Annotated in this window: 19 protein-coding genes and 1 pseudogene; 3 read left to right on the top strand and 17 right to left on the bottom strand. The window is 67.1% G+C overall.

Translation table 11 applies throughout. The features are described from left to right. Nucleotides 1-28: 28 nt before the first annotated feature. Both D0T21_RS02870 and D0T21_RS02865 read right to left on the bottom strand, forming a co-directional pair. Complete coding sequence (locus D0T21_RS02870) at nt 29-646, bottom strand: hypothetical protein (protein WP_116994264.1); 618 nt, start codon at nt 644-646, stop codon at nt 29-31. A 19-nt stretch (nt 647-665) separates the two neighbouring features. Then, complete coding sequence (locus D0T21_RS02865) at nt 666-878, bottom strand: hypothetical protein (protein ID WP_116988319.1); 213 nt, start codon at nt 876-878, stop codon at nt 666-668. Between the two features lie 141 nt (nt 879-1,019). Here D0T21_RS02865 and D0T21_RS32840 point away from each other — a divergent pair, with 141 nt between their 5' ends. The 3 genes and pseudogenes from D0T21_RS32840 (at nt 1,020) to D0T21_RS32830 (ending at nt 2,321) form a co-directional block, all read left to right on the top strand. Then, entirely contained in the window at nt 1,020-1,139 is a 120-nt protein-coding gene (locus D0T21_RS32840) for a hypothetical protein (RefSeq protein ID WP_373886659.1), read from the top strand. A 162-nt stretch (nt 1,140-1,301) separates the two neighbouring features. Continuing rightward, nucleotides 1,302-1,898 (top strand): annotated as a pseudogene (locus D0T21_RS32835) (AraC family transcriptional regulator); the annotation flags it as partial. A gap of 33 nt (nt 1,899-1,931) precedes the next feature. Beyond that, the gene (locus tag D0T21_RS32830) at nt 1,932-2,321 is read left to right on the top strand and encodes a helix-turn-helix domain-containing protein (protein WP_373886658.1); all 390 of its coding nucleotides are present in this window, start codon (nt 1,932-1,934) and stop codon (nt 2,319-2,321) included. A gap of 4 nt (nt 2,322-2,325) precedes the next feature. Here the strand turns inward: D0T21_RS32830 and D0T21_RS02850 are convergent, their stop codons facing one another. From D0T21_RS02850 to D0T21_RS02780, 15 genes are all read right to left on the bottom strand, one after another. After that, nucleotides 2,326-2,724 (bottom strand): hypothetical protein, encoded by a 399-nt coding sequence (locus tag D0T21_RS02850; RefSeq protein ID WP_116988316.1) that lies wholly within the window; start codon nt 2,722-2,724, stop codon nt 2,326-2,328. A gap of 10 nt (nt 2,725-2,734) precedes the next feature. Next, entirely contained in the window at nt 2,735-3,931 is a 1,197-nt protein-coding gene (locus D0T21_RS02845) for a porin (protein ID WP_116988315.1), read from the bottom strand. A gap of 21 nt (nt 3,932-3,952) precedes the next feature. Next, nucleotides 3,953-4,969: a YeiH family protein gene (locus tag D0T21_RS02840; protein WP_116988314.1), complete on the bottom strand. Its 1,017-nt coding sequence runs from the start codon at nt 4,967-4,969 to the stop codon at nt 3,953-3,955. After that, on the bottom strand, nt 4,966-5,292 hold the full coding sequence (locus D0T21_RS02835; RefSeq protein ID WP_116988313.1) for a Rieske 2Fe-2S domain-containing protein: 327 nt from the start codon (nt 5,290-5,292) through the stop codon (nt 4,966-4,968). The genes D0T21_RS02840 and D0T21_RS02835 overlap by 4 nt, the downstream gene beginning before the upstream one ends. Beyond that, a complete protein-coding gene (locus D0T21_RS02830) occupies nt 5,292-5,951 on the bottom strand; it encodes a DsbA family oxidoreductase (protein ID WP_116988312.1) in 660 nt (219 codons plus the stop codon). The genes D0T21_RS02835 and D0T21_RS02830 overlap by 1 nt, the downstream gene beginning before the upstream one ends. Continuing rightward, entirely contained in the window at nt 5,948-7,231 is a 1,284-nt protein-coding gene (locus tag D0T21_RS02825; protein ID WP_116988311.1) for an MFS transporter, read from the bottom strand. Before D0T21_RS02825 ends, D0T21_RS02830 begins: the two co-directional genes overlap by 4 nt. 4 nt (nt 7,232-7,235) lie before the next feature. Further along, the gene (locus D0T21_RS02820; protein ID WP_116988310.1) at nt 7,236-8,288 is read right to left on the bottom strand and encodes a 3-keto-5-aminohexanoate cleavage protein; all 1,053 of its coding nucleotides are present in this window, start codon (nt 8,286-8,288) and stop codon (nt 7,236-7,238) included. A 31-nt stretch (nt 8,289-8,319) separates the two neighbouring features. Next, the gene (locus D0T21_RS02815) at nt 8,320-9,168 is read right to left on the bottom strand and encodes a TauD/TfdA family dioxygenase (RefSeq protein ID WP_116988309.1); all 849 of its coding nucleotides are present in this window, start codon (nt 9,166-9,168) and stop codon (nt 8,320-8,322) included. Nucleotides 9,169-9,178: 10 nt separating this feature from the next. Then, complete coding sequence (locus tag D0T21_RS02810) at nt 9,179-10,159, bottom strand: quinone oxidoreductase (RefSeq protein ID WP_116989333.1); 981 nt, start codon at nt 10,157-10,159, stop codon at nt 9,179-9,181. Nucleotides 10,160-10,238: 79 nt separating this feature from the next. Then, nucleotides 10,239-12,446 carry a long-chain-fatty-acid--CoA ligase gene (locus D0T21_RS02805; protein WP_307720693.1) on the bottom strand — a complete coding sequence of 736 codons (2,208 nt, stop codon included), beginning with the start codon at nt 12,444-12,446 and terminating at the stop codon, nt 10,239-10,241. Continuing rightward, nucleotides 12,434-12,667, bottom strand: a complete 234-nt coding sequence (locus D0T21_RS02800; RefSeq protein ID WP_116988307.1) for a recombinase family protein — start codon at nt 12,665-12,667, stop codon at nt 12,434-12,436. Before D0T21_RS02800 ends, D0T21_RS02805 begins: the two co-directional genes overlap by 13 nt. After that, nucleotides 12,664-15,054: an RND family transporter gene (locus tag D0T21_RS02795; RefSeq protein ID WP_373886649.1), complete on the bottom strand. Its 2,391-nt coding sequence runs from the start codon at nt 15,052-15,054 to the stop codon at nt 12,664-12,666. The genes D0T21_RS02800 and D0T21_RS02795 overlap by 4 nt, the downstream gene beginning before the upstream one ends. Before the next feature lie 16 nt (nt 15,055-15,070). Next, complete coding sequence (locus tag D0T21_RS02790) at nt 15,071-16,051, bottom strand: YCF48-related protein (protein WP_116988305.1); 981 nt, start codon at nt 16,049-16,051, stop codon at nt 15,071-15,073. An 81-nt stretch (nt 16,052-16,132) separates the two neighbouring features. Further along, nucleotides 16,133-17,488 carry a DUF1329 domain-containing protein gene (locus D0T21_RS02785; RefSeq protein ID WP_116988304.1) on the bottom strand — a complete coding sequence of 452 codons (1,356 nt, stop codon included), beginning with the start codon at nt 17,486-17,488 and terminating at the stop codon, nt 16,133-16,135. 13 nt (nt 17,489-17,501) lie between these two features. After that, nucleotides 17,502-19,370 carry a DUF1302 domain-containing protein gene (locus tag D0T21_RS02780; RefSeq protein ID WP_116988303.1) on the bottom strand — a complete coding sequence of 623 codons (1,869 nt, stop codon included), beginning with the start codon at nt 19,368-19,370 and terminating at the stop codon, nt 17,502-17,504. Between the last annotated feature and the right edge of the window lie 105 nt (nt 19,371-19,475).

The following is a 19,475-nucleotide window of genomic DNA, read 5'->3' as shown; positions in this document are numbered from 1 at the left end:
AAAATCAAAGAAGGGATATCCCTGCAAATTACGATAGTTGTGCTTGTTCCATCAGGCGTACAAACTGAGCGGCCTGCGCTTGCAGGCTCTCCATCGTCAGCAAGGCGCGATCAGCTACTGAGCGGTGACGGCGGGCCACCTGGGACATGGCAACGATACCATGCTCGATGGCTCGGATCTCTGCCTCGGCGCTGGTCCGATGACCACCCGCCAAAGCAGCGCTCCTCGTCAGTCCGGCAAGGCTTGCGTGCTGCTGAATCATTGTAGTATCGGAGTTTACGCCTCTCCAGTAATAACGCTCGGAAATGCTCTCGACACCGACCAGCCAGCGAACCCGCACCAGCGTTTCGAACGTTCGAAGCTTGAGTTGGCGTGCCGTCGCAGTGGCGGCCATCAGTTCGTCAACCGACACTGAATTACCGGATAGCTGCCCGCCCCCCTCCTCCAATCGTCGCAAGAACATACTGAGCGATGCACTGACCTTGCAACTTTCCTCAATTCCCTCACGGGTGTATGTCAGCACACGTTCCAGCAGCTCACCGCTGTTGTTCAGCACTTCGCACGCCAGCCGCCCCAGCTTGCTGACGTTATGAAGCATGTCACTTACCGCTGATTCGGCATCGGCAGTGGGAGGTAGGGATTGCATATACAACTTCCTAAAAAAATCAGTTGCCTGATTGGTTGGTGCCAAAAATACGCGGCTCTGCCATGACGGCGTTCTCGGCCGGCGCGGGCCGGCGGCGCTCCGCGTCCAGCCGGAAGAAATCGATGGCGGCGCGGAACGGCGCCGTATATGCGCGTTCTGTGTCCTCGCGCCGGCGCTGGGGTTGCGCGCCCTGTTCCGGATTCGAACCCTCGTCATAGATTTTCTGCAACATGTCGTTCTCCAGTAGTAGCGCATGCGGTCTATCAGGATGCAAACCAGGGACCCAGCGCGCGCAGGGTCTCTTCGCTCAAATCGCCGGCGGCGGCCGCCAGCCGCAGCCGTCCCAGCAAGTAATCGGCGCGTGCCTGTGACAATGACGTTTGGGGTGGCCCAGATTAATCGGGGCGAAACCTGGCAGTCAGCGCTCGCCCGAGCCGATCAGGCACTGTATCGCGGCAAAGAAGGCGGCCGTAACCGAGTGGTTGCCTCATGAACGCGCCACATTGGACTCCAACTTCATGGAGCTCCGTAGGCCCCTGAATACGTGTCCGTTTTTACCACACCGGCTCCCTGCCGGTTGCCAATAGCAAGCGATCACCGTTACAATTTCCGGGCCGGTCTCCCTGTGCCGGCATACCAAAGGAAACGCCCCTTAATGTCCACACTGGTCCGCGCAGCCGTACTCACCAACTTCCTGGAAGTCGCCCTGCATTTGGGGCTCAATCCGCAGTCCGAACTGGCCGAGGTGGGACTGAACAAGAAGATGCTGCAGGACCCGGACTTTTCCATCCCCGTGCACGCCGCCGTGCAATTGCTGGAAAACGCCGCCGCCCGCAGCGGCTGCGCCACCTTCGGCCTGCGCATGGCCGAGTCGCGCCAGTTTTCCGACCTGGGCGCGGTGGCCCTGCTGCTGACCCACCAGGCCACGCTGCGCGACGCGCTGAAGGTGACGGTGCAATACCGCCACCTGCTGAACCGCGCACTGGCGATCTACATCGAAGAGGTGGGCGAACTGGTGATCATCCGCGAGGAAGTGGTGACCGATACGCCGCTGCCCTGCCGCCAGGCCACCGAGCTGGCGCTGGGCGTGATGGCGCGCCTGTGCGCCAGCGTGCTGGGCGCCGCGTGGCGCCCGGTCAGCGTCAATTTCAGCCACGATGCGCCGGACGATGCGCGCATCCACCGCCGCGTGTTCGGCTGCCCGGTGCAGTTCGGCGCCGAGTTCAACGGCATCGCCTGCCCCGCTGCCGCCTTCGACGCCCCCAATCCGCGCGCCGATCCCGCCATGGCGCGCTATGCGCAGCGCTTTGTCGACTCGCTGCCGGCCGTGGGTGAAGCGTCGCTGGTGTTTGAAGTGCGCAAGGCGATCTACCTGCTGCTGCCGATGGGCCGCGCGACGATCGAGCAGATCTCGGCGGCGCTGGGCATGAATGTGCGGACGCTGCAGCGCCGGCTGGAGGATGACGGCGCCAACTTCAGCGATTTGATCAACGAGGTGCGGCGCGACCTGGTGCAGCGCTATATGAACAACCCCAGCTACTCGCTGGCGCGCATCGGCGACCTGCTGGGCTATTCCATGGCCAGCAGCTTCACGCGCTGGTTCACCGCCCAGTTCGGCGCCACGCCGGCCGCGTGGCGGGCCGCCAACGGCAAGCCCTACACGGCGCCCGGCTAAGCCTCTACGGCAGGCTCAGGATCATCTTGACGCTGTCGTCCAGCGCCGCCTTGTCGATGTAGCCGATGGCTTTCGGATCGGCCGCGACAGCCTTCTTGATCTCCGCGTTCGAACCGAATTCCCTCGGCGCCGTGGCCTTGCCGGTAAACACCAGCTTGGACCAGATCGCCTTTATCTGCGCCGGATCCTTGTCCGCCACCTTGTGATAGAAGTCGGCGCGGATGGCCGAGTTTTCCGGCTGGTCGACCGGCGTGAACATATTCGATTTGCCGAGGAAGAACTGGGCCGCCTGCTCCGAGAACATGCGGGTGGCCGGGTTGGCCTTGTTGACGATGACGACGGTTTCCGCCTGCGCCGTCAGCGCGGCTGCGCACAATATGGCGGCGAGAGTCAGCTTATGCATGGAGAGTTCCTTAGAAGACAAAATCGAGCGAGGCGGCGGCCACGGTCACGCTGCGCTGCAAGCCGGTGGCCGGTGCGTAGATCAGCATGCCGTTGCGCTGGTGCGGATGGACCCGGTCCACTTGCACCTTGAGGTCGACGGACTTGGCGAAGTCCCAGCGCACGCCCAGCGTGTCGGAACTTTGCTCCGACGCGGTCAGCGCGCCGCGCACCGCGCTGGACAAGGCGCCGCTGGCCGGGAAGCCCGCCGGCAGCGTGATCGAGGTGCCAGCGCCCTTGGCCGCCGCGTGGGTGTAGTAAGGCAGCACCTTGCCAATGCGATAGCCGGCCATGGCGTACCAGGAATTGGTGCTGGGGATGTAGACCTTGTCCTTGGCGCGGCGCTGGCCGTATTCCGCCTGCAGCAGCAGCTTGTTCCAGTCCAGCGTGGCGCCGACGGCGGCGAAGGTCATCTTCTTGCCGCTGACCGCGAGGTCGTCGCCCAGCTGGCCGAAGCCGACGCTGCGCAGCGTGCCGGCCAGCGCATTAACCGGCGTGATGTCGTTGCTGCTCATGGACGCGCCCAGCCAGGACGCGCGCAGCGTCAGCGGGCCGTGTTCGGCCGACACGCTCAGGCCGCGCACCGGCGCGCGGTAGGTCGCCACCGTGCCGGTGCTGACCAGGAACAGCTTGCCCCGGCTCACACCCAGCACGCCCTGCGCGTTCAGCGTGGTGTCGCCCAGCGCGCGCTGGTAGTTGAAGTCGATGCCGTCGGCCGACTCGATCGGCGCCTGCGCGTACATCTCCACCGGCGGCCGCATCATGGTGTTGGCGTAGCCGACGTTCTGGTAATCCGAGATCATGAACACCGGCAGCGCGACGCGGCCGACGCGCACGTTCAGCTCATCGGTGGCCTTGTACTTGAGGAAGGCCCAGGTCAGGTCGGTGGTGAAGGTCGGGCTGGTGTTCTTGCGGGTCAGCACCTGCACCGTGCCGGACAGGCGCTCGTTGAAGCCATAGCTGGCCTGCAGGCCAAGATTGGTGTCCAGGCCGATGCGGGCGTGGTCGCCGATGCCTTCGGCCTGGTTGTAGCGGACAAACTGCGCTTCGTTCGTGTTGCTCTTGGCGACGCCCAGCGAGCCGAAGCCGCTGATGTTCAAGCTGCCCTCGTCGGCGCCGGCGGAGCCGCACGCGGCCAACACAGCGCAGGCCAATATCGTTTTTTTCATCGTGATCCCTATCGTTTTGGTTTACAGGCCCCAGTGCATCAGCAACATCACCAATGCAGCCAGGAACACCGTCTCTCCTACCATCAGCGCGATCGGCTTGATGCCGACCGCCGCCAATTCCTTCAGCTGGGTTTTCATGCCCAGCGCACTGATCGCGATGGTCAGCGCCCAGCGCGATGCGTCGTTGCCCAGTTGCTGCACGGCCGCCGGCACCCAGCCGGTGCTGTTGATGCAGGCCAGTATCAGGAAGCCGACCGCGAAGCCAGGCAGCAGCGGCGGACGCTTGCCGCCCTCGCCTGCACTGGCGCTCTGCGCGCGCGTGACCAGCGTGGCGCACAGGATCACCGGCAGCAGCATCGCCACCCGCATCAGCTTGACCACGGTGGCGGCGTCGCCGGTCTCGCGCGACATGCTGTAGCCGGCGCCGACCACCTGCGCCACGTCGTGGATGGTCCCGCCCAGGAACACGCCGGCCTGCTGCGGCGACAGCTCGAACCAGCGGCATATCATCGGGTAGGCGATCATCGCCACCGTCGACAGCGCCGACACGCCGATCACCGTGAACAGCGTGGCCTTCTCCTTCTGCGGATGGGCCGGCAGCGCGGCGGCCAGCGCCAGCGCGGCCGAGGCGCCGCAGATCGCCGTGGCGCCGCCGGTCAGCAGGCCGAACAGCCGGTTGAAGCCCAGCGCCTTGGCCACCACGATGGACAGCAGGATGGTGACGGTGACGATCAACACCACCATCACCACCGGCCGCCAGCCCAGCGCCGCCATCTGCGCCAGCGTCAGGCGCAGGCCCAGCAGCGCCACGCCCAGCCGCAGCACGGTGCGCGCCGTGTATTCGATGCCGGGCTTGCACTGGCCCTCGGCTGACAGGAAATTGAGCGCCATGCCCAGCAGCAGGGCAAACAGCATCACCGGCGCGCCGTAGTGCTCGGACAGGAAACTGGCGGCGGCCGCCACCATCGCGCTGACGACGAAGCCCGGCGCCAGCTCGCGCAGGCGTTGATGGGTACTGCTCAGGACTGCGGTATTCATGATGTGGCCTCCGGGCCGGGCAGGCTCAGATAAACCCTGCCCTCTTCAATGTGGATGGGATAGGTGACGACTTTCACCGTCGGTACGTTCTGCAGGCAGCCGGTGGCGAGGTCGAAGCGCAGGCCGTGCGCCGGGCACTGCACCTTGCCGTCGACCACCTTGCCGCCGGCCAGCGAGGCGCCCTGGTGCGGGCAGCTGTCGTCCAGCGCGTAGTAGCGGCCGTCGGCGTGGAACAGGGCGATGCACCAGCCTTCCAGCCGCAGCCAGGCGTGTCCGCCCGCCGCCGGCAGCCGGGCGGGATCGATTTCGATGCGGGAAGTCATCAGGCTGGCGAGTCGGCGTCGGCCAGCGCGTCGCGCATGGCGGCCAGCAGCGCCGCCGGCGGCTGGGCGCCGGTCAACGTCAACCGGCCATTGATGGAGAAGAACGGCACGCCACTCATGCCGGCGCGCACGTCGGCGGAGCGGTACGGCGTCCCGGCGCCGCGCAATTCGGCCTGCATGGCGGCGCGGGCTAAGCCGGCCGCCTCGCCGTGCGCCAGCAGCACCACCGGATTGCCGATGTCGTCGCCCTCCTCGAAATAGGCGCGCAGCAGGCGCTCCAGCAAATCGTCGCGCTGGGCCGCGCCGGCGTGCAGGCCGGCCCAGGCCAGCAGCCGGTGGGCGTCGGCCGTATTCGGCATGACGCCGATGGCGCCGTAGTCGATGCGGGCGCCGGCGGCGTCGGCGGCGCGCTGCACCATGGCCTGGCGCTGGCGCATCGCCGCCTCGCCGCCCAGGCGCTGACGATAGAAGGCCTCGAACGGCCAGCCCTGTGGCGGCACGGTCGGCAGCAGCTGCACGCCCAGCCAGTGCAGCTGCACTTCCACCTCCGGCCGTTCGGCGCGCAGCTGCGCCAGCGCATCCTGCAGATGGCGCTTGCCGATCAGGCACCACGGGCAAATGAAGTCGAAGCCGACGTGGAGATTCAAGATGGTTTTCATGCGGCCACCTTCAGTTGCAGGCTGGCGGCGTTGCGCACGTCGAGCAGGTAGTGGCGGCGCGCATAGACGAACACCAGCGCCGCCACCACGCTCACCAAGGGCACCAGCCGGCAGGCCGTCGCCAGGCCGTAGCGGTCGGCCAGCACGCCGGTCAGCAGCGGACCAGGCGCCAGGCCCAGCAGGTTGTTGGCCAGGGTCAGCGTGGCGAAGGCGGTGCCGTGCACCGAACGGTGAGTCAGGTTGGCGACCATCGCCCCGACCGGACCGGTGGTGCCGGCCGCCAGGAACATGCCGGCGCAGATTAGCACCATCTGCGGCACGCCCGGCGCCAGCGCAAAGGCCAGCGACAGCAGCAGGCCGCTGAGCACGCAGTAGGCGATCGCCAGCGAGATCTTGCGTTCGGGCGCATGGCGGCACATGCGGTCGCTCAGCATACCGCACAGGATCATGCCGGCGCCGCTGGCCAGCACCACCAGCGCCGCACCGAGGCCGGCACGGTCCGCAGCCAGGCCGTAGTAGCGGTTCATATAACTGGGCATCCAGACGATGAAGGCGCCGCCCACCAGCAGCTGCAGGCCGCTGCCGACATACACGGCGCGGATCGAGGCGCTGTTGAACAGGCTGCGCAACGGCGCGCGCTGCCGGCCATCGTTCGCGCTGCGGCCGGGGGCGATGCGCGACTCGCGCACCAGCAGCGGATACAGCAGCGCCAGCGCCAGGCCGAACAGCGCCATGCCAGCGAAGGCCCAGCGCCAGCCCAGGTGCGCGGCGATGCCGCCGCCCAGGCCCATGCCCAGCACCGAGCCGAACATGCCGCCGGCCATGAAGGCGCCGGTCAGCGTGGCCCGCAAATGCTTGGGGAACACCGACAGCACCACCGCCAGGCCGACGCTGCCATACGCAGCCTCGCCGACGCCGACCAGGAAGCGTGCCGCAAACATCTGCTCGTAGTTCTGCGCCAGGCCGCAACCCAGCGTGGCCAGGCTCCACAGCACGGCCATCAGCACCAGGCAGCGCACCCTGCCCCAGCGGTCCGCCAGCAGCGACAGCGGGAAGGTCAGCAAGCCCACCATCAGCGCGACGATGCCCGACAGCAGGCCGAGACGGGAGTCGCTCAGCAGCCACTCGCTTTTCAGCAGCGGAAACACGGCGTTGAGCACCTGCCGCGACATGTAGTCCGAGATCAGCAGCCCGAAGCTGAGCGCGAACACCAGCCACGCGTAGGGCCGTGGCACGGCCGGATCGTCGTCGCCGCTGTCGGCGGTTGAATGGTAAGCCATGGCGTCAGGTCCGCAGCGGTACGTTTTTCTGGCCGCGCTTGCGGTTCGGCGCCATGCCGTTCATGCGCAGGGTTTCCTCGGCATCCTTGTACTGCACGCCGATGCGGTAGATCGCGCGCGCTTCCTTGCCGCTGGCGATCTCGCGCCCCAGTTCACGCGCCACCCGCACGCACTGCTCGATCTGCTGCACGGAGGTCATGCGCTGGCCCAACTGGCCGATCAAGGTATCCTCGGTGCCGCAGCGCGGGTGCATGCCCATCGCCATCGCCATCATGTTGAACGGCAGGACGTTCTTCAGCAGCGACTCGGCCGTGATGCAGGCGCCGTCCGGCGCGCGGCGGATGAAGTCCATGAAGTTGAACGGATTGGGGCCGTCGAAGCCGCCGCCGATGCCGATCCACGTCAGGTTCAGCGGGCCGGTGTAGACGCCCTTGCGCACCAGGCGGTCCAGCGTTTCCAGCGCGTGCATGCCGGTCAGCTGAAAGTGCGGCTGGATGCCGGAAGCCTGCAGACGCTTCAAGTGCTCGGCCACCCAGGCCGGGCCGGCCGGCACCGTCATTTCGCTATAGGCCGCGTGCATCATCGGCGACGCCAGCGAGGTGCCTTCCAGGTATTCCGGATACAGCAGCTCCATGATGTTCATCTGGGTGGTGTTGATCGCCACGGTCACCTGGTCCGGTTTCGGATCGAGGTCGGCCAGCATGTGGCGGGTGTCGTCGGACAGCCATTTGGCGGCCTGGCCGTCGTCTTCCGGCGCGAACGAGATCGAGCCGCCGACCTGGATGATCATGTCCGGCACGCGGGCGCGCACGCCGGCGATCAGCTCATTGAACTTGGACAGGCGCTTGCTGCCCTTGCCATCGAGTTCGCGCACATGCAGGTGCAGCACGGTGGCGCCGGCGTTGTAGCAGTCGACCGCCTTCTGGATCTGTTCTTCCATCGTCACCGGGATATCTTCGGGGAAGTCTTCCGGCGCCCACTCCGGGCCGTACGGCGCGGTGGTGATGACTACCTTGTCCTGGTTCTCCGGGTGCAGGGAATCGTCGAGAAATTGCATGCTGTGCTCCTGTGTTTTTTAGTAGTCGAATTTAGTACGGGACGTCGCCGACGATGCCGGCCCGTTCCATCTTGCGATGGCACGGCGGATAGTCCATGACGGCGTAGTGCTGGGTCGAACGGTTGTCCCAGATCGCCACGCTGTCCGGCTGCCAGCGCCAGCGCACCTGGTACTCGGGGATGTAGGCCTGGCTGATCAGATAACTCAACAGCTGGCTGGCGCCGGGGTTGGCGTCCTGGCCATAGCGCACGCGATCGGGCGTGTGGTAGTTGCTGATGTGGGTGGTGAAGGCGTTGACGAACAAGATCTTCTCGCCCGTCTCCGGATGGATGCGCACCACCGGATGCTCGGCGTCCGGGAACTGCGCCTTCAATGCGTGGCGCTTCTCGATCGGCATCGCGGCGCCGAAGCTGGCCTCGATGCTGTGACGCGCGCGCAGGCCTTCGATGCGGGTCTTGATGTCGTCCGGCAGCCGCTCGTAGGCCAGCGCCATGTTGGCCCACATGGTGTCGCCGCCGACCGGCGGGCACTCGATGCAGCGCAGCACGGCGCCGAACTGCGGTGCGTTGCGCCAGGTGGCGTCGGCATGCCAGGCGTTTTCGTAACGGTCGCCGGGCTGGTCGGGGTTCTTGTAGATGCGCACCAGGCCAGGATGATCGGGATCGCTGCCGGCCACCGGATGATCTTCCAGCTCGCCGAAGCGGCGTGCGAAGGCCACGTGCTCGGCGCGGCTGAAGTCCTGGCCGCGCAGGAACAGCACGCGGTGGCGCAGCAGCAGTTCGCGGATGTCGTCGAACAGGCCGTCGTCGTGGAGCGCGTCGGCCAGGTTCACCTCGCGCAGCTCGGCGCCGATGGCGCAAGTCAGTTGTTCTACTCGCATCGCGTTCTCCTCAGATCACGAAAATCGACGAACCGGTGGTCTTGCGGGCTTCCAGGTCGCGGTGCGCCTGGACCGCGTCTTCCAGCGCGTAGTGCTGGTTGATCTCGATCTTGATGCGGCCATTGCCGACATGGTCGAACAGCTCGGCGGCCAGCGCCGCCTTCTCCGCAGGATCAGCGATGTAGTCGGCCAGCGCCGGGCGGGTGACGAACAGCGAGCCTTTCATCGCCAACAGCACCGGGTCGAACGCCGGCACCGGGCCGGAGGCGGTGCCGACGCACACCAGCAGCCCACGCTTGCGCAGCGAATCGAGCGACGCCGTGAAGGTGTCCTTGCCGACGCTGTCGAACACCACGTCGACGCCGACGCCGCCGGTCAGCGCGCGCACGCGCTCGGCCACGTTCTCGGTGCTGTAGTTGATCACATGGGTGCAGCCGTGGGCCAGCGCCAGTTCCGCCTTGGCCGCCGTGGACACGGTGCCGATCACATTAACACCCAGCAGCTTGGCCCATTGCGACACGATCAGGCCCACGCCGCCGGCCGCAGCGTGCAGCAGGACCGTGTCGCCCGGCTTGAAATCGCGGATGCGGCGCATCAGGTAGGCCGAGGTCAGGCCGCGCATGGTGGCGGCGGCCGCCGCTTCAAAGGAGATGGTCTCGGGCAGCTTGATCAGCGGCGCGGCGGAGATTACGCGTTCGGTGCTGTAGGCGCCCAGGGTGTTGATAAAGCCGGTGTAGGTGACGCGGTCGCCCAGCGCCAGGTGGGTGACGCCCTCGCCCAGCGCCACCACCACGCCGGCCGCCTCGACGCCGATGCCGTTCGGCAGCGGGATCGCATAGGTGCCATTGCGGAAGTAGGTGTCGGCGTAGTTGATGCCGACCGCCACGTGGCGGATGCGCACTTCGCCCGGACCCGGATCGGCCACTTCGACCTCCGCCAGGTACAGCACTTCCGGGCCGCCGGAACTATTGAAACGGACTGCCTTTGCCATCATTGATCTCCTCGTTCTGTTTTTATGAGTATAGTCCCGCCGATTCGGCGGAAACCGTGCAGTGGGCGACAGCGTCTTTTCATTTCACGACACTGGCTTGCAAACGTTCCAGCAATTCCTGCGCGCGCGGCCACGGACCGTAGCCGGCGGCCGGATTCAGGTGGCCGACCGCGCCCAGCTCCACCAGTTCGGCGCCCCAGTCTTCGGCCATCGCGCGCACCGCCTGGTGGCTGGCCAGGTAATCGTTGCTGCTGGCCGCCACCAGCGCCGGGAAAGGCAGGCGGTGGCGCGGCAGCGGCGCCCAGCCGTTGGCCACCAGCGCGGCAGGCCGTGGATACGGCTCCGGCCAATCAGCCTCCAGATCCGGCGGCGTGACCAGCAAGGCGCCGGCGATAGGACGCTGGTGTTGGGCGGCCCAGTGGGCCACCATCAGCACCCCGGCGCTGTGCGCCACCAGGATCACCGGGCCGTCGATGGCGGCGATGGCCTGGTCCAGCGCCGCTATCCGCGCCGCGCAATTGAGGCCGTCGACTTCCAGCGGCGGCACGATGCGGGCGCCTGGCGTGGCCTCGGCCAGCAAGGTTTGCCAGTGCTGCGGCACATGGTCGCGCAGGCCGGGGACGATCAGCAGCGTCGGTGCGGCGCTGCGCTGCGGCGCCGGCTGGCTCAGTCGGTAGTCGCGGAACTGCTGGCGCAGCACCATCTTTTGCAGCTTGCCGGTGGCGGTGTGCGGCAGGCTGTCAACGAACACCACTTCGTCCGGACACCACCAGCGCGCCACCCTGGCCGCCAGGAAGGCTTGCAGCTCCGCGCCGCTTACCTCGCGGCCCGGCTTGCGCACCACGATCAACAGCGGGCGTTCCTGCCAGGTCGGGTGGGCGATGCCGATCACCGCCGCCTCGGCCACGTCCGGATGGCCCATCGCCGCGTTTTCCAGGTCGATCGAGGAGATCCACTCGCCGCCGGACTTGATCACGTCCTTGGCGCGGTCGGTGATCAGCATGTAGCCGTCGGTGTCGATAGTGGCGACGTCGCCGGTGTCGAAGTAGCCGTCCGGGTCCAGCAGCTCGCCAGGCTCGCCGCCGAAATAGGCGCTGGCCACCCACGGGCCGCGCACCAGCAGGCGGCCGGCGGCCTTGCCGTCATGCGGCAGCGCCCTGCCGTCCTCGTCGACGATCTTCAGCGTTACGCCGAACACCGGCCTGCCCTGCTTCATCTGCATGCGGCGATACGCTTCCTGCGGCAAGCCGGCATGCTTGCGCATCGGACGGCACACGGTGCCCAACGGCGACAGCTCGGTCATGCCCCAGGCGTGCAGCACTTCGCTGCCGAAGCGCGATTCGAATGTCTCGATCATCGACAGCGGCGCCGCCGCGCCGCCGATCACCACCCGCTCCAGGCAAAGCTCGTGCAACGGAAAGAGGTTGTGCTGCTCGACGTGCCGGAACAGCATCAGCCACACCGTCGGCACGCCCAGCGCCACCGTCACGCGCTCATCGCGCATCAGCTGGTAGACGCTGGCGCCGTCCAGCTGCGGCCCCGGAAACACCAGCCGTGCGCCGGACAGCGCGCCCGCATACGGCATGCCCCAGGCGTTCACATGGAACATCGGCACCACCACCAGCGCGGTGTCGGCGCCAGAAATCGCCAGGCCGTCGGCGCCGCATACGGACATCGCATGCAGCACCGTCGAGCGATGCGAATACAGCACGCCTTTGGGATGGCCGGTGGTGCCCGAGGTGTAGCAGAGCGCCGCCGCGCTGTGCTCATCCAGCTGCGGCCAGACGAATTGCTCGCTTTCGCGGGCGATCAGTTCTTCGTAGCTGCCCACGTCCGGCATGGCCGGCATGTGCGCGCGGTCGGTCAGTGCATAGACCTTGCGCAGGCTTTTCATCTTCGGCATCAGATCGGACACCAGGCCGGCGAAGCCGATATCGAAGAACAGCAGCTGGTCGTCGGCGTGGTTGACGATGTATTCGATCTGCTCCGGGAACAGGCGCGGATTAATCGTGTGCAGCACGGCGCCGATGCCGGCCACCGCGTAGTACAGCTCCATGTGGCGGTAACCGTTCCAGGCCAGCGTGGCGACGCGGTCGCCCGGCTTGACGCCCATGCGCAGCAGCGCGTTGGCCAGCTGGCGCGCGCGCCGCGCGACCGAGGCGTAGGTACTGCGTTGGACCGGACCTTCGGAGGTGCGCGAGATGATTTCGCGTTCCGGGTGGCTGTGGCAGGCGTGTTCAATCAACGACGACACCAGCAGCGATTGATGCTGCATCAGACCTTGCATTGCGACTCCTTGATTTCAATTGATTGATCCGGGGCTTCATGGCCGGCTGCGACCCGCCGCAGCGCATTGCGCACGGTGGCCGGGAACCAGCGCCCGCCCTGGCGGCCGCGCACGCCGCTCTGGTTCAGGGCCGCGGCGATGGCGTTGTAGGAAGCGCCGCTGGCGCGCAGCGCCTGTATCAGCGCCGCCACGGCCGGCGGCGGCACGGCAACCATCGTCATTTCACTTTCCTCAGCAGGAAGTGCGACAGGGCTGGCACCAGCACCAGCGCGCCCACCATGTTCAGCGTGAACATGAAGGTCAGCAGGATGCCCATATCGGCCTGGAACTTGATCGGCGACCAGGCCCAGCACACCACGCCTGCGGCCAGCGTCACGCCGACCAGCGCCACCACCTTGCCGGTGAATTGCAGTGCATGGCGATAGGCCTCGGCCAGGCTGTCGCCGGCGCGCTGGCGCGCCAGCTGCACCGACACCAGGTACAGCGCGTAGTCGACGCCGATGCCCACGCCCAGCGCGATCACCGGCAAGGTCGCGACCTTGACGCCCATGCCCAGCATGACCATCAGCGCTTCGCACAGGATGGAGGTCAGCACCAGCGGCAGCACCGCCACCAGCACCGCGCGCCAGCTGCGGAAGGTGACCCAGCAAAGCACGATCACGGCGGCGTACACGTACAGCAGCATCTTGTGGTTGGCTTCCTTGACCACGATGTTGGTGGCGGCCTCGATGCCGGCACTGCCGGCGGCCAGCAAGAACTTGCGCTCCGGCGTGCTGTGGGCTTCAGCGAAGGCTTCCGCCGCTGCGGTCACGCGTTCCAGCGTCTCCGCCTTGTGGTCGGACAAGTAGGCGATCACCGGCATCAACGAGCAGGCGCGGTCGAACAGTTCAGGGTTGTTGACCGAGGCTTGCTGGGCGCCGTAATTGAGCACGTCCTGGTTGCGCGACAGCGTCAGCCACTTGGGACTGCCCTCCGAAGTGCCGGCCGTGATCTGGCGCACCGCGTCGGCCAGCGAGACCGTGGTCTGCACGCCGGGAATCTGCTGCAGGGTCCAGGCCAGGCGGTCGGCCTCCACCAGCGTTTCGTATTTGAGGCAACCTTCCTTGGGCGTCTCCACCATCACCGCGAACTGGTCGGACGAGAGCGAGTAGTTGGCCGTGATGTAGGCGTTGTCGCGGTTGTAGCGCGAGTCGGCGCGCAGCTCCGGCGCGCCCGGATCGAGGTCGCCGATCTTCAGTTGCAGGCTGACGGCGTAACCGCCGGCCGCCAGCAGCAGCGCCACCGCCACCGTCACGCCGGCCCAGCGTGGCGTGGCGAAGCGTTCCAGTCCCTGCCACAAACGCGCCATGCCGCGCTGCGGCCCAGACTCGCTACGCATGGTGCGCGCCGCCGCAGCCGGCGACACGCCCACATACGACAGCAGCACCGGCAGCAACAGCAGGTTGGTGAAGATCAGCACCGCCACGCCGATGCTGGCGGTCATCGCCAGGTCGCGGATGACGGGGATGTCGATGCTCATCAGCACCGCGAAGCCCACCGCGTCGGCCAGCAGCGCGGTCAGGCCGGCCAGGAACAGGCGGCGGAAGGTGTAGCGCGCCGCCACCAGCCGGTGCGTGCCGCGGCCGACGTCCTGCATGATGCCGTTCATCTTCTGCGCGCCATGCGAGACGCCGATGGCGAACACCAGGAACGGCACCAGGATCGAGAACGGATCGAGCGCGAAGCCCAGCGCCGCCACCAGGCCCAGTTGCCACAGCACCGCCACCAGCGAGCAGGCCACCACCAGCGTGGTCGAACGCAGGCAGCGGGTGTAGGCGTAGATCACCAGCGTGGCGATGGCGGCGGCGGCGCCGAAGTACATCAGCACCTGCTGCATGCCGGCCAGCAGTTCGGCGATCAGCTCCGCGAAGCCGATCACGTGGATCTTCACCGGATAGGCGCCCTTCTGCTGCGCCTGCACCGTCTGGTCGATGGCGCGCGCCAACTGGCGGTAGTCGATCGCCGCGCCGGTGGCCGGGTCCTTGTCCAGCAGCGGCACGAAGATCATGGTGGACTTGTAGTTGTTGCCCACCAGGCTGCCGACGATGCCGGAGCGCGCGATATTGATCTTCAACTGCTCGACGCTGCGCGCCGAACCGTCATACCCGTCCGGCATCACCGGGCCGCCCTGGAAGCCTTCCTCCGTCACCTCGGTCCAGCGCACCGACGGCGTCCACATCGATTTCATCCAGGCGCGGTCGACGCCAGGCGTCAAAAACAGCGCGTCGTTGACCTGCTTGAGCGATTCCAGGTAGCGCGGGTCGAAAATGTCGCCCTGCGGATTTTCCACCACCACCCGCAGCGCGTTGCCCAGCCCGCGCAGGGCCGGTTTGTGCTGCAAATAATTCTGGATGTAGGGCTGCCCTTGCGGCAGCATCTTTTCAAAACTGGCGTTCAGGCTCAGTCGCGTGCCGGCCAGCCAGCCCAGCACCACGGTCGCCACCGCGCACAGCACCACCATCGCCATGCGGTTGTTGAAGACCAGCCGTTCCAGCCAGTTGCCCGAGCGGCGATCGAAGTGCGCCAGCTCCTGGACGACCGGCATCTGCTCCGGTCCATTGCATCTCATGTCCATAGTCGTCTTTCTAGTGAAGTTCGAGCGGCTGCACGCGCAGGCCGCGCACGCCGCCGATCAGCAGGCGCTGGCCGTCCAGCGGCAGCGCCGCGGCGGCCGAACCGGGCTTGACGCCGGCCAGCGGCGCGAAACTGGCGCCGTCGTCGCGGCTGCGCAGCAGCTGGCCGGACTGGCTCACCAGCAGCAGCGTGTGGTCCTGCAATTGCACGCCGGCGGTCAGGCCGACCTGGGTGCCGGTGGCGGCGGCTTGCCAGCTGCGGCCGGCGTCGGTGCTGCGCAGCGCGGTGCCGCGCAGGCCGAACAGCACCAGCGCATTGGCGTTGCCGGTGATGCCGAAGAAGCTGCCCTTGTACGGCGTGGCCAGCGCTTCGAAGCGCTCGGCGCCGGCGGCGCGGCGCAGCACCAGCCCTTGTTCGCCGACGATGTACAGCGCGCCGTTGATGGCGCGGATCGCGTTCAAGTGCAGCGCCTGCGGGTTGTCCAGCAGGTCCTCGCAGTGGCGCCAGTTGCGGCCGCCGTCGTCGCTGCGCAGCGCCAGCCCGAAGGCGCCCACCGCTATCCCGTGGCCGGCGCCGTCGAACCAGATGTCGAGCAAGGCCTTGTCGCCGGCCTGCGTGTCGCGGCGGCCGTCGAACTGGCGCTGCCAGCTGGCGCCGCCGTCGTCGGTGTGCAGCACGGCGGCGTCGTGGCCGACGGCCCAGCCTTCACGCGCGCCGCTGAAGGTCAGCGCCACCAAGTCGCCCGACATCGGCACCGCCGCCTGGCGCCAGCTGGCGCCCTGGTCGTCGGAATACAGGATGTGGCCACGCTGGCCCACCGCCACCAGACGGCGGCCGGCCTGCGCCACGCCGTTGATCAGTGCCCGCTGCGCCAGTGCGCTGGGCTGGGCCGGCAGGTCGAACGGATCGACAAAGCCTGCGGTAGCGGCCGCGGTGGCGCCAGTGGCGGCGGCCAGCAGGGCCGCGCCCAGCAAACGGAAAATTCGGTTCATGACGTACTCGCAAAAAAATCTGCCGGGACTAGCCGGTGCCCAAGCACCCCCGGCAGCAAACGGAACTACGGATAAAAAGATCTAGCGCACGCCGGCGCCGGCCAGCGCTTCAGGCGACCATTGGATCGGCTTCAGCGGGTCGATGTATTTCAGGCCGCCGTACGGGCCGGACATGCCGGTCAGGTTGTAGGCGCCGCTGACGAAGTCGTAGATCACATGATTGCCGGTGTAGGTGGCTTGCACGTCGTACGAATAGATCAGGTGATCGAACGAGGAGCGGTACAGCTGGCCGCGCGCATCGTACTGGTCCGAGGCCAGCGCCACCCAGCTGTCCTCGTCGATGTAGAAGGTGCGCTTGCTGTAGATGTGGCGCTTGCCCTGCTTCAGCGTCGCCTCCACCACCCACACGCGGTGCAGTTCCCAGCGCACGAAGTCCGGGTTCAGGTGATTGGCCTTGACCACGTCGGTGACCACCTTGGCGCCGAACAGCGCATACTCGCCGTAAGGGACGATCATCTCTTTCTTGCCAACCAGCTTGAAGTCGTAGCGATCCAGCGCGCCGTTGAAGATCCAGGCGTCGTCGTAGGTGGCGGCACCGGCTGCGCCGGGGTTGGGCGTGTCGTAGGCGACGTCCGGCGCCAGCTTGACGCGGCGCTGGCCCGGCAGGTATTGCCACACCTTGCGCGGCTGTAGCGCCGGGTTGACGGCGTCGAACGCCATCAGGCCTTCGCCGGCGCGGCGGGCCGGCGCCAGGTAGGTCAGCTTGGTGCGGAAGAAGACGTCGTTCTGCCTGGCGACCTCGGTCTGCTTGGGATCGGCCAGCGGGAACTCCTCGAAGATCTCGCCGGCGGTGGCCAGGCTAGGCGTGCCGGACGAATCGACGTTCCACGATTCGTACTTGGTGGTGAAGGCGTGGCCCTGGTAGCGCAGCAGGTGGTTCCACATCACTTCGTTGCCGGTCTTCGGGATCGGGAACGGCACGCCGGACAGCGTGTTCTCGACGCCGACGCCGCCGTCGGTGGTCTTGGCGTTGAGCGCGTTTTTGGCGGTGTTGTCCAGCTGCGTCTTCGGCAGCGCCACGGTGCGGTGGGTCGGGTAGACGTCGACGCGGAAGGCCGGATAGCGCTTCAACAGTTCGCGCGTGCCGGCGGTCAGCTTGTCCTCCATGCCGGCCAGGTTCTTGCCGGTGATGACCAGGCGCGGCTTCTCGCCCGCGAACGGGTCGGGACGCACGCCGCTGCCCTTGACGTAAGCCGCCGGCGGCGATGCCAGCCCGCCTGTGTATTCGGGGATGGTGCCGTCCTTGTTGCCGGCCTTTTCAGCGCCGACCGCAGTCAGGGCGCCGCCCAGCTGTTTCGCTTCTTCAGGCGTAACGGCGGCTTGCGCGCCGCTGGCCGCCAGCAGCGCCGCCAGCATGATGGTGTGTTTGAAGTTCATGGTGTCTACCCTGTCAGAAGGTGGTCTTGAAAGTCGCGGCCAGGAAGCCACGGTCTTTGAGCAGCGAGGTCACGCCGCCGTAGGAAGTGACGGCGCCCGTGGTCGGGTCGGTCACCAGCGGACCGAAGAAGTCGACGTACTTCAGGTCGAAGCGGTACTTCTGGCGCACATCGAACGACACGCCGACCGCATAGTTGCCGGCGCCCTTGTTACCGCCCGCCTGCACGGCGGAATTGCCCTTCAGGCCGACCGAATAGCTGAGCGGCATCGACACGTCCACGCCCGGGAACACCTGGAACCAGGTCGAGGTGTAGGTCGCGGCCAGCGAGAAGAAGTCGCGCGTGACCTTGTCCACGCCGTTGTAGTTGTCGCGGCTGCGCGAGAACTGGGCGCCCTGGGTGATCTTGTCGAGGCGGTTCCAGACCCCTTCCACCGCCCAGGTGGAAGCGTCGGCGATCGGCGTCCTGGCGGTGGTGCCGAGGAAGTTCAGCACGCCGTGGATGGTGTTGCCGCGCGCGCCGCTCACTTCGCCCTGCTGCGGCAGGTCGGCGGCGGTGACCACCAGCTGCGGCGCCACCTTGGCGTTCAGCGCATTGATGATGGCCGGGTTGGTCCCGACCGGCATCAGCAGCGCCGGCGTCGAGTAGATCGGCATGTTGCGGCGGTAGGACAGGTCGGCGCCCATCGCCACGCCGGCCACGCTCTTTGACAGCGACAGGCCCAGCACGTCGATGCCGCTGCCGTATTCGAGCTGGTACTGGTTGCCGGTCAGCTGGCCCGGGTAGAACAGGCAGTTGTTGCCCGCCACCGCCGCGCCCGGAATGAAGCCCTTGCACAGCGCGGCGCCCGAGGCGCCGAACAGCGCGGTCGGCAAGCCGACCAGGCGCACGTTGGCCTGCGGCAGCAAGTCGGAGGTGCGGCGCAGGTACAGGCCGGCGGTGCCGTCCAGCCATGCCGGGCTCCAGCGGGTGGCGATGCCGAAGTCGCCGGACTGCGGCGCGCGGCTGTCGGCGCGGCGCGCGGCCGGCGCGCCCAGCGGGCCGAGGATGAACGATTCGCCGCCCTGGAAGGCGTAGTCGAAGAAACCCAGGAAGGAACCCGATTCCGGCAGGCGCGCCGGCTTCCAGTTGAAGAAGTATTGCGCCGCGAAGCCCAGTTCGGCCGTCGGCGAGAATTGCGCCGACACGGCCTGGCGCGGCAGGAACAGTTCCTTGGCCTCGCTGCCCGGCACCGAATAGCCCTTCAACAGATCGATCGGCGACTGGCCGTAGCTGACGCCGTGGATAGGCGTCAGCAGGCTCTCGCCCCAGTACAGCGTGTGCTGGCCCAGCTTGACGTTGACCGGCATGTCGGCCACCTCGAAATTGCCGAACACGAAGGCGTCCAGCACCTCGCCCGAAGCGCGGTGGTAGCGCCTGGTGTAGTCGGACAGGCCGAGCGCCGGCTTGCCATCCTGCTGGTGGTTGGAGGTGGCGACGTTGGCGTTGTCCAGGCTGTTGTAGGCGGCGTCGTACCACGCCGCGGCCGACATGCGCATCCCCATGCGCTGCTGGAACACGATATCCAACTCGCTCAACAGGTCGACCCGGTTCGAGACCGTGCCCTGGTTGAAGTTGCGGTCGCCGTCGTCGAAGTTGGCCGACTTCAACAGCGACTGGTTCTGCGCGCTGATGCGCTGGCCGTAGTTGTACTTGATGGTGTTGTCGAAGCGGACCGCCAGGTCCGGGTTGCCGGTGGCGATCTCGGCCGCTTGCGCGCAGCCGATCGCGCACAACGCGGCGGCCAGCGCATGGCGGACCAGTCGAGGACCTTGGACGGTAGGGGCATGGCGCAAAACGGCCGTGGCCACGCCGGACGGCGCGCCAGTGGTGGTGATATGCATCGAGCTGTCTCCTGATGGTGTGGGTCGTCGTACACAGCCGGACTTATGGTGTCCGGTCAGCGTCGACGATGACCCATCATAGGATTCGCTGCGGCCCGTCGCGCA

The sequence above is a fragment of the Duganella sp. BJB476 genome (genome assembly GCF_003416895.1).
Classification (GTDB): Bacteria; Pseudomonadota; Gammaproteobacteria; order Burkholderiales; family Burkholderiaceae_D; genus Rugamonas.
This window is presented reverse-complemented; position numbering and strand designations above follow the sequence as displayed.

Excerpts from the sequence above, each read along its gene's own strand:
- D0T21_RS02810 (WP_116989333.1), bottom strand. The coding sequence starts at position 10,159 with ATGGCAAAGGCAGTCCGTTTCAATAGTTCCGGCGGCCCGGAAGTGCTG.
- D0T21_RS32830 (WP_373886658.1), top strand. The coding sequence starts at position 1,932 with ATGGCGCGCTATGCGCAGCGCTTTGTCGACTCGCTGCCGGCCGTGGGT.
- D0T21_RS02830 (WP_116988312.1), bottom strand. The coding sequence starts at position 5,951 with ATGAAAACCATCTTGAATCTCCACGTCGGCTTCGACTTCATTTGCCCG.
- D0T21_RS02820 (WP_116988310.1), bottom strand. The coding sequence starts at position 8,288 with ATGCAATTTCTCGACGATTCCCTGCACCCGGAGAACCAGGACAAGGTA.
- D0T21_RS02870 (WP_116994264.1), bottom strand. The coding sequence starts at position 646 with ATGCAATCCCTACCTCCCACTGCCGATGCCGAATCAGCGGTAAGTGAC.
- D0T21_RS02845 (WP_116988315.1), bottom strand. The coding sequence starts at position 3,931 with ATGAAAAAAACGATATTGGCCTGCGCTGTGTTGGCCGCGTGCGGCTCC.
- D0T21_RS02835 (WP_116988313.1), bottom strand. The coding sequence starts at position 5,292 with ATGACTTCCCGCATCGAAATCGATCCCGCCCGGCTGCCGGCGGCGGGC.
- D0T21_RS02790 (WP_116988305.1), bottom strand. The coding sequence starts at position 16,051 with ATGAACCGAATTTTCCGTTTGCTGGGCGCGGCCCTGCTGGCCGCCGCC.
- D0T21_RS02785 (WP_116988304.1), bottom strand. The coding sequence starts at position 17,488 with ATGAACTTCAAACACACCATCATGCTGGCGGCGCTGCTGGCGGCCAGC.
- D0T21_RS02815 (WP_116988309.1), bottom strand. The coding sequence starts at position 9,168 with ATGCGAGTAGAACAACTGACTTGCGCCATCGGCGCCGAGCTGCGCGAG.
- D0T21_RS32840 (WP_373886659.1), top strand. The coding sequence starts at position 1,020 with ATGACGTTTGGGGTGGCCCAGATTAATCGGGGCGAAACCTGGCAGTCA.
- D0T21_RS02850 (WP_116988316.1), bottom strand. The coding sequence starts at position 2,724 with ATGCATAAGCTGACTCTCGCCGCCATATTGTGCGCAGCCGCGCTGACG.
- D0T21_RS02865 (WP_116988319.1), bottom strand. The coding sequence starts at position 878 with ATGTTGCAGAAAATCTATGACGAGGGTTCGAATCCGGAACAGGGCGCG.
- D0T21_RS02795 (WP_373886649.1), bottom strand. The coding sequence starts at position 15,054 with ATGAGATGCAATGGACCGGAGCAGATGCCGGTCGTCCAGGAGCTGGCG.
- D0T21_RS02780 (WP_116988303.1), bottom strand. The coding sequence starts at position 19,370 with ATGCATATCACCACCACTGGCGCGCCGTCCGGCGTGGCCACGGCCGTT.
- D0T21_RS02805 (WP_307720693.1), bottom strand. The coding sequence starts at position 12,446 with ATGCAAGGTCTGATGCAGCATCAATCGCTGCTGGTGTCGTCGTTGATT.
- D0T21_RS02825 (WP_116988311.1), bottom strand. The coding sequence starts at position 7,231 with ATGGCTTACCATTCAACCGCCGACAGCGGCGACGACGATCCGGCCGTG.
- D0T21_RS02840 (WP_116988314.1), bottom strand. The coding sequence starts at position 4,969 with ATGAATACCGCAGTCCTGAGCAGTACCCATCAACGCCTGCGCGAGCTG.
- D0T21_RS02800 (WP_116988307.1), bottom strand. The coding sequence starts at position 12,667 with ATGACGATGGTTGCCGTGCCGCCGCCGGCCGTGGCGGCGCTGATACAG.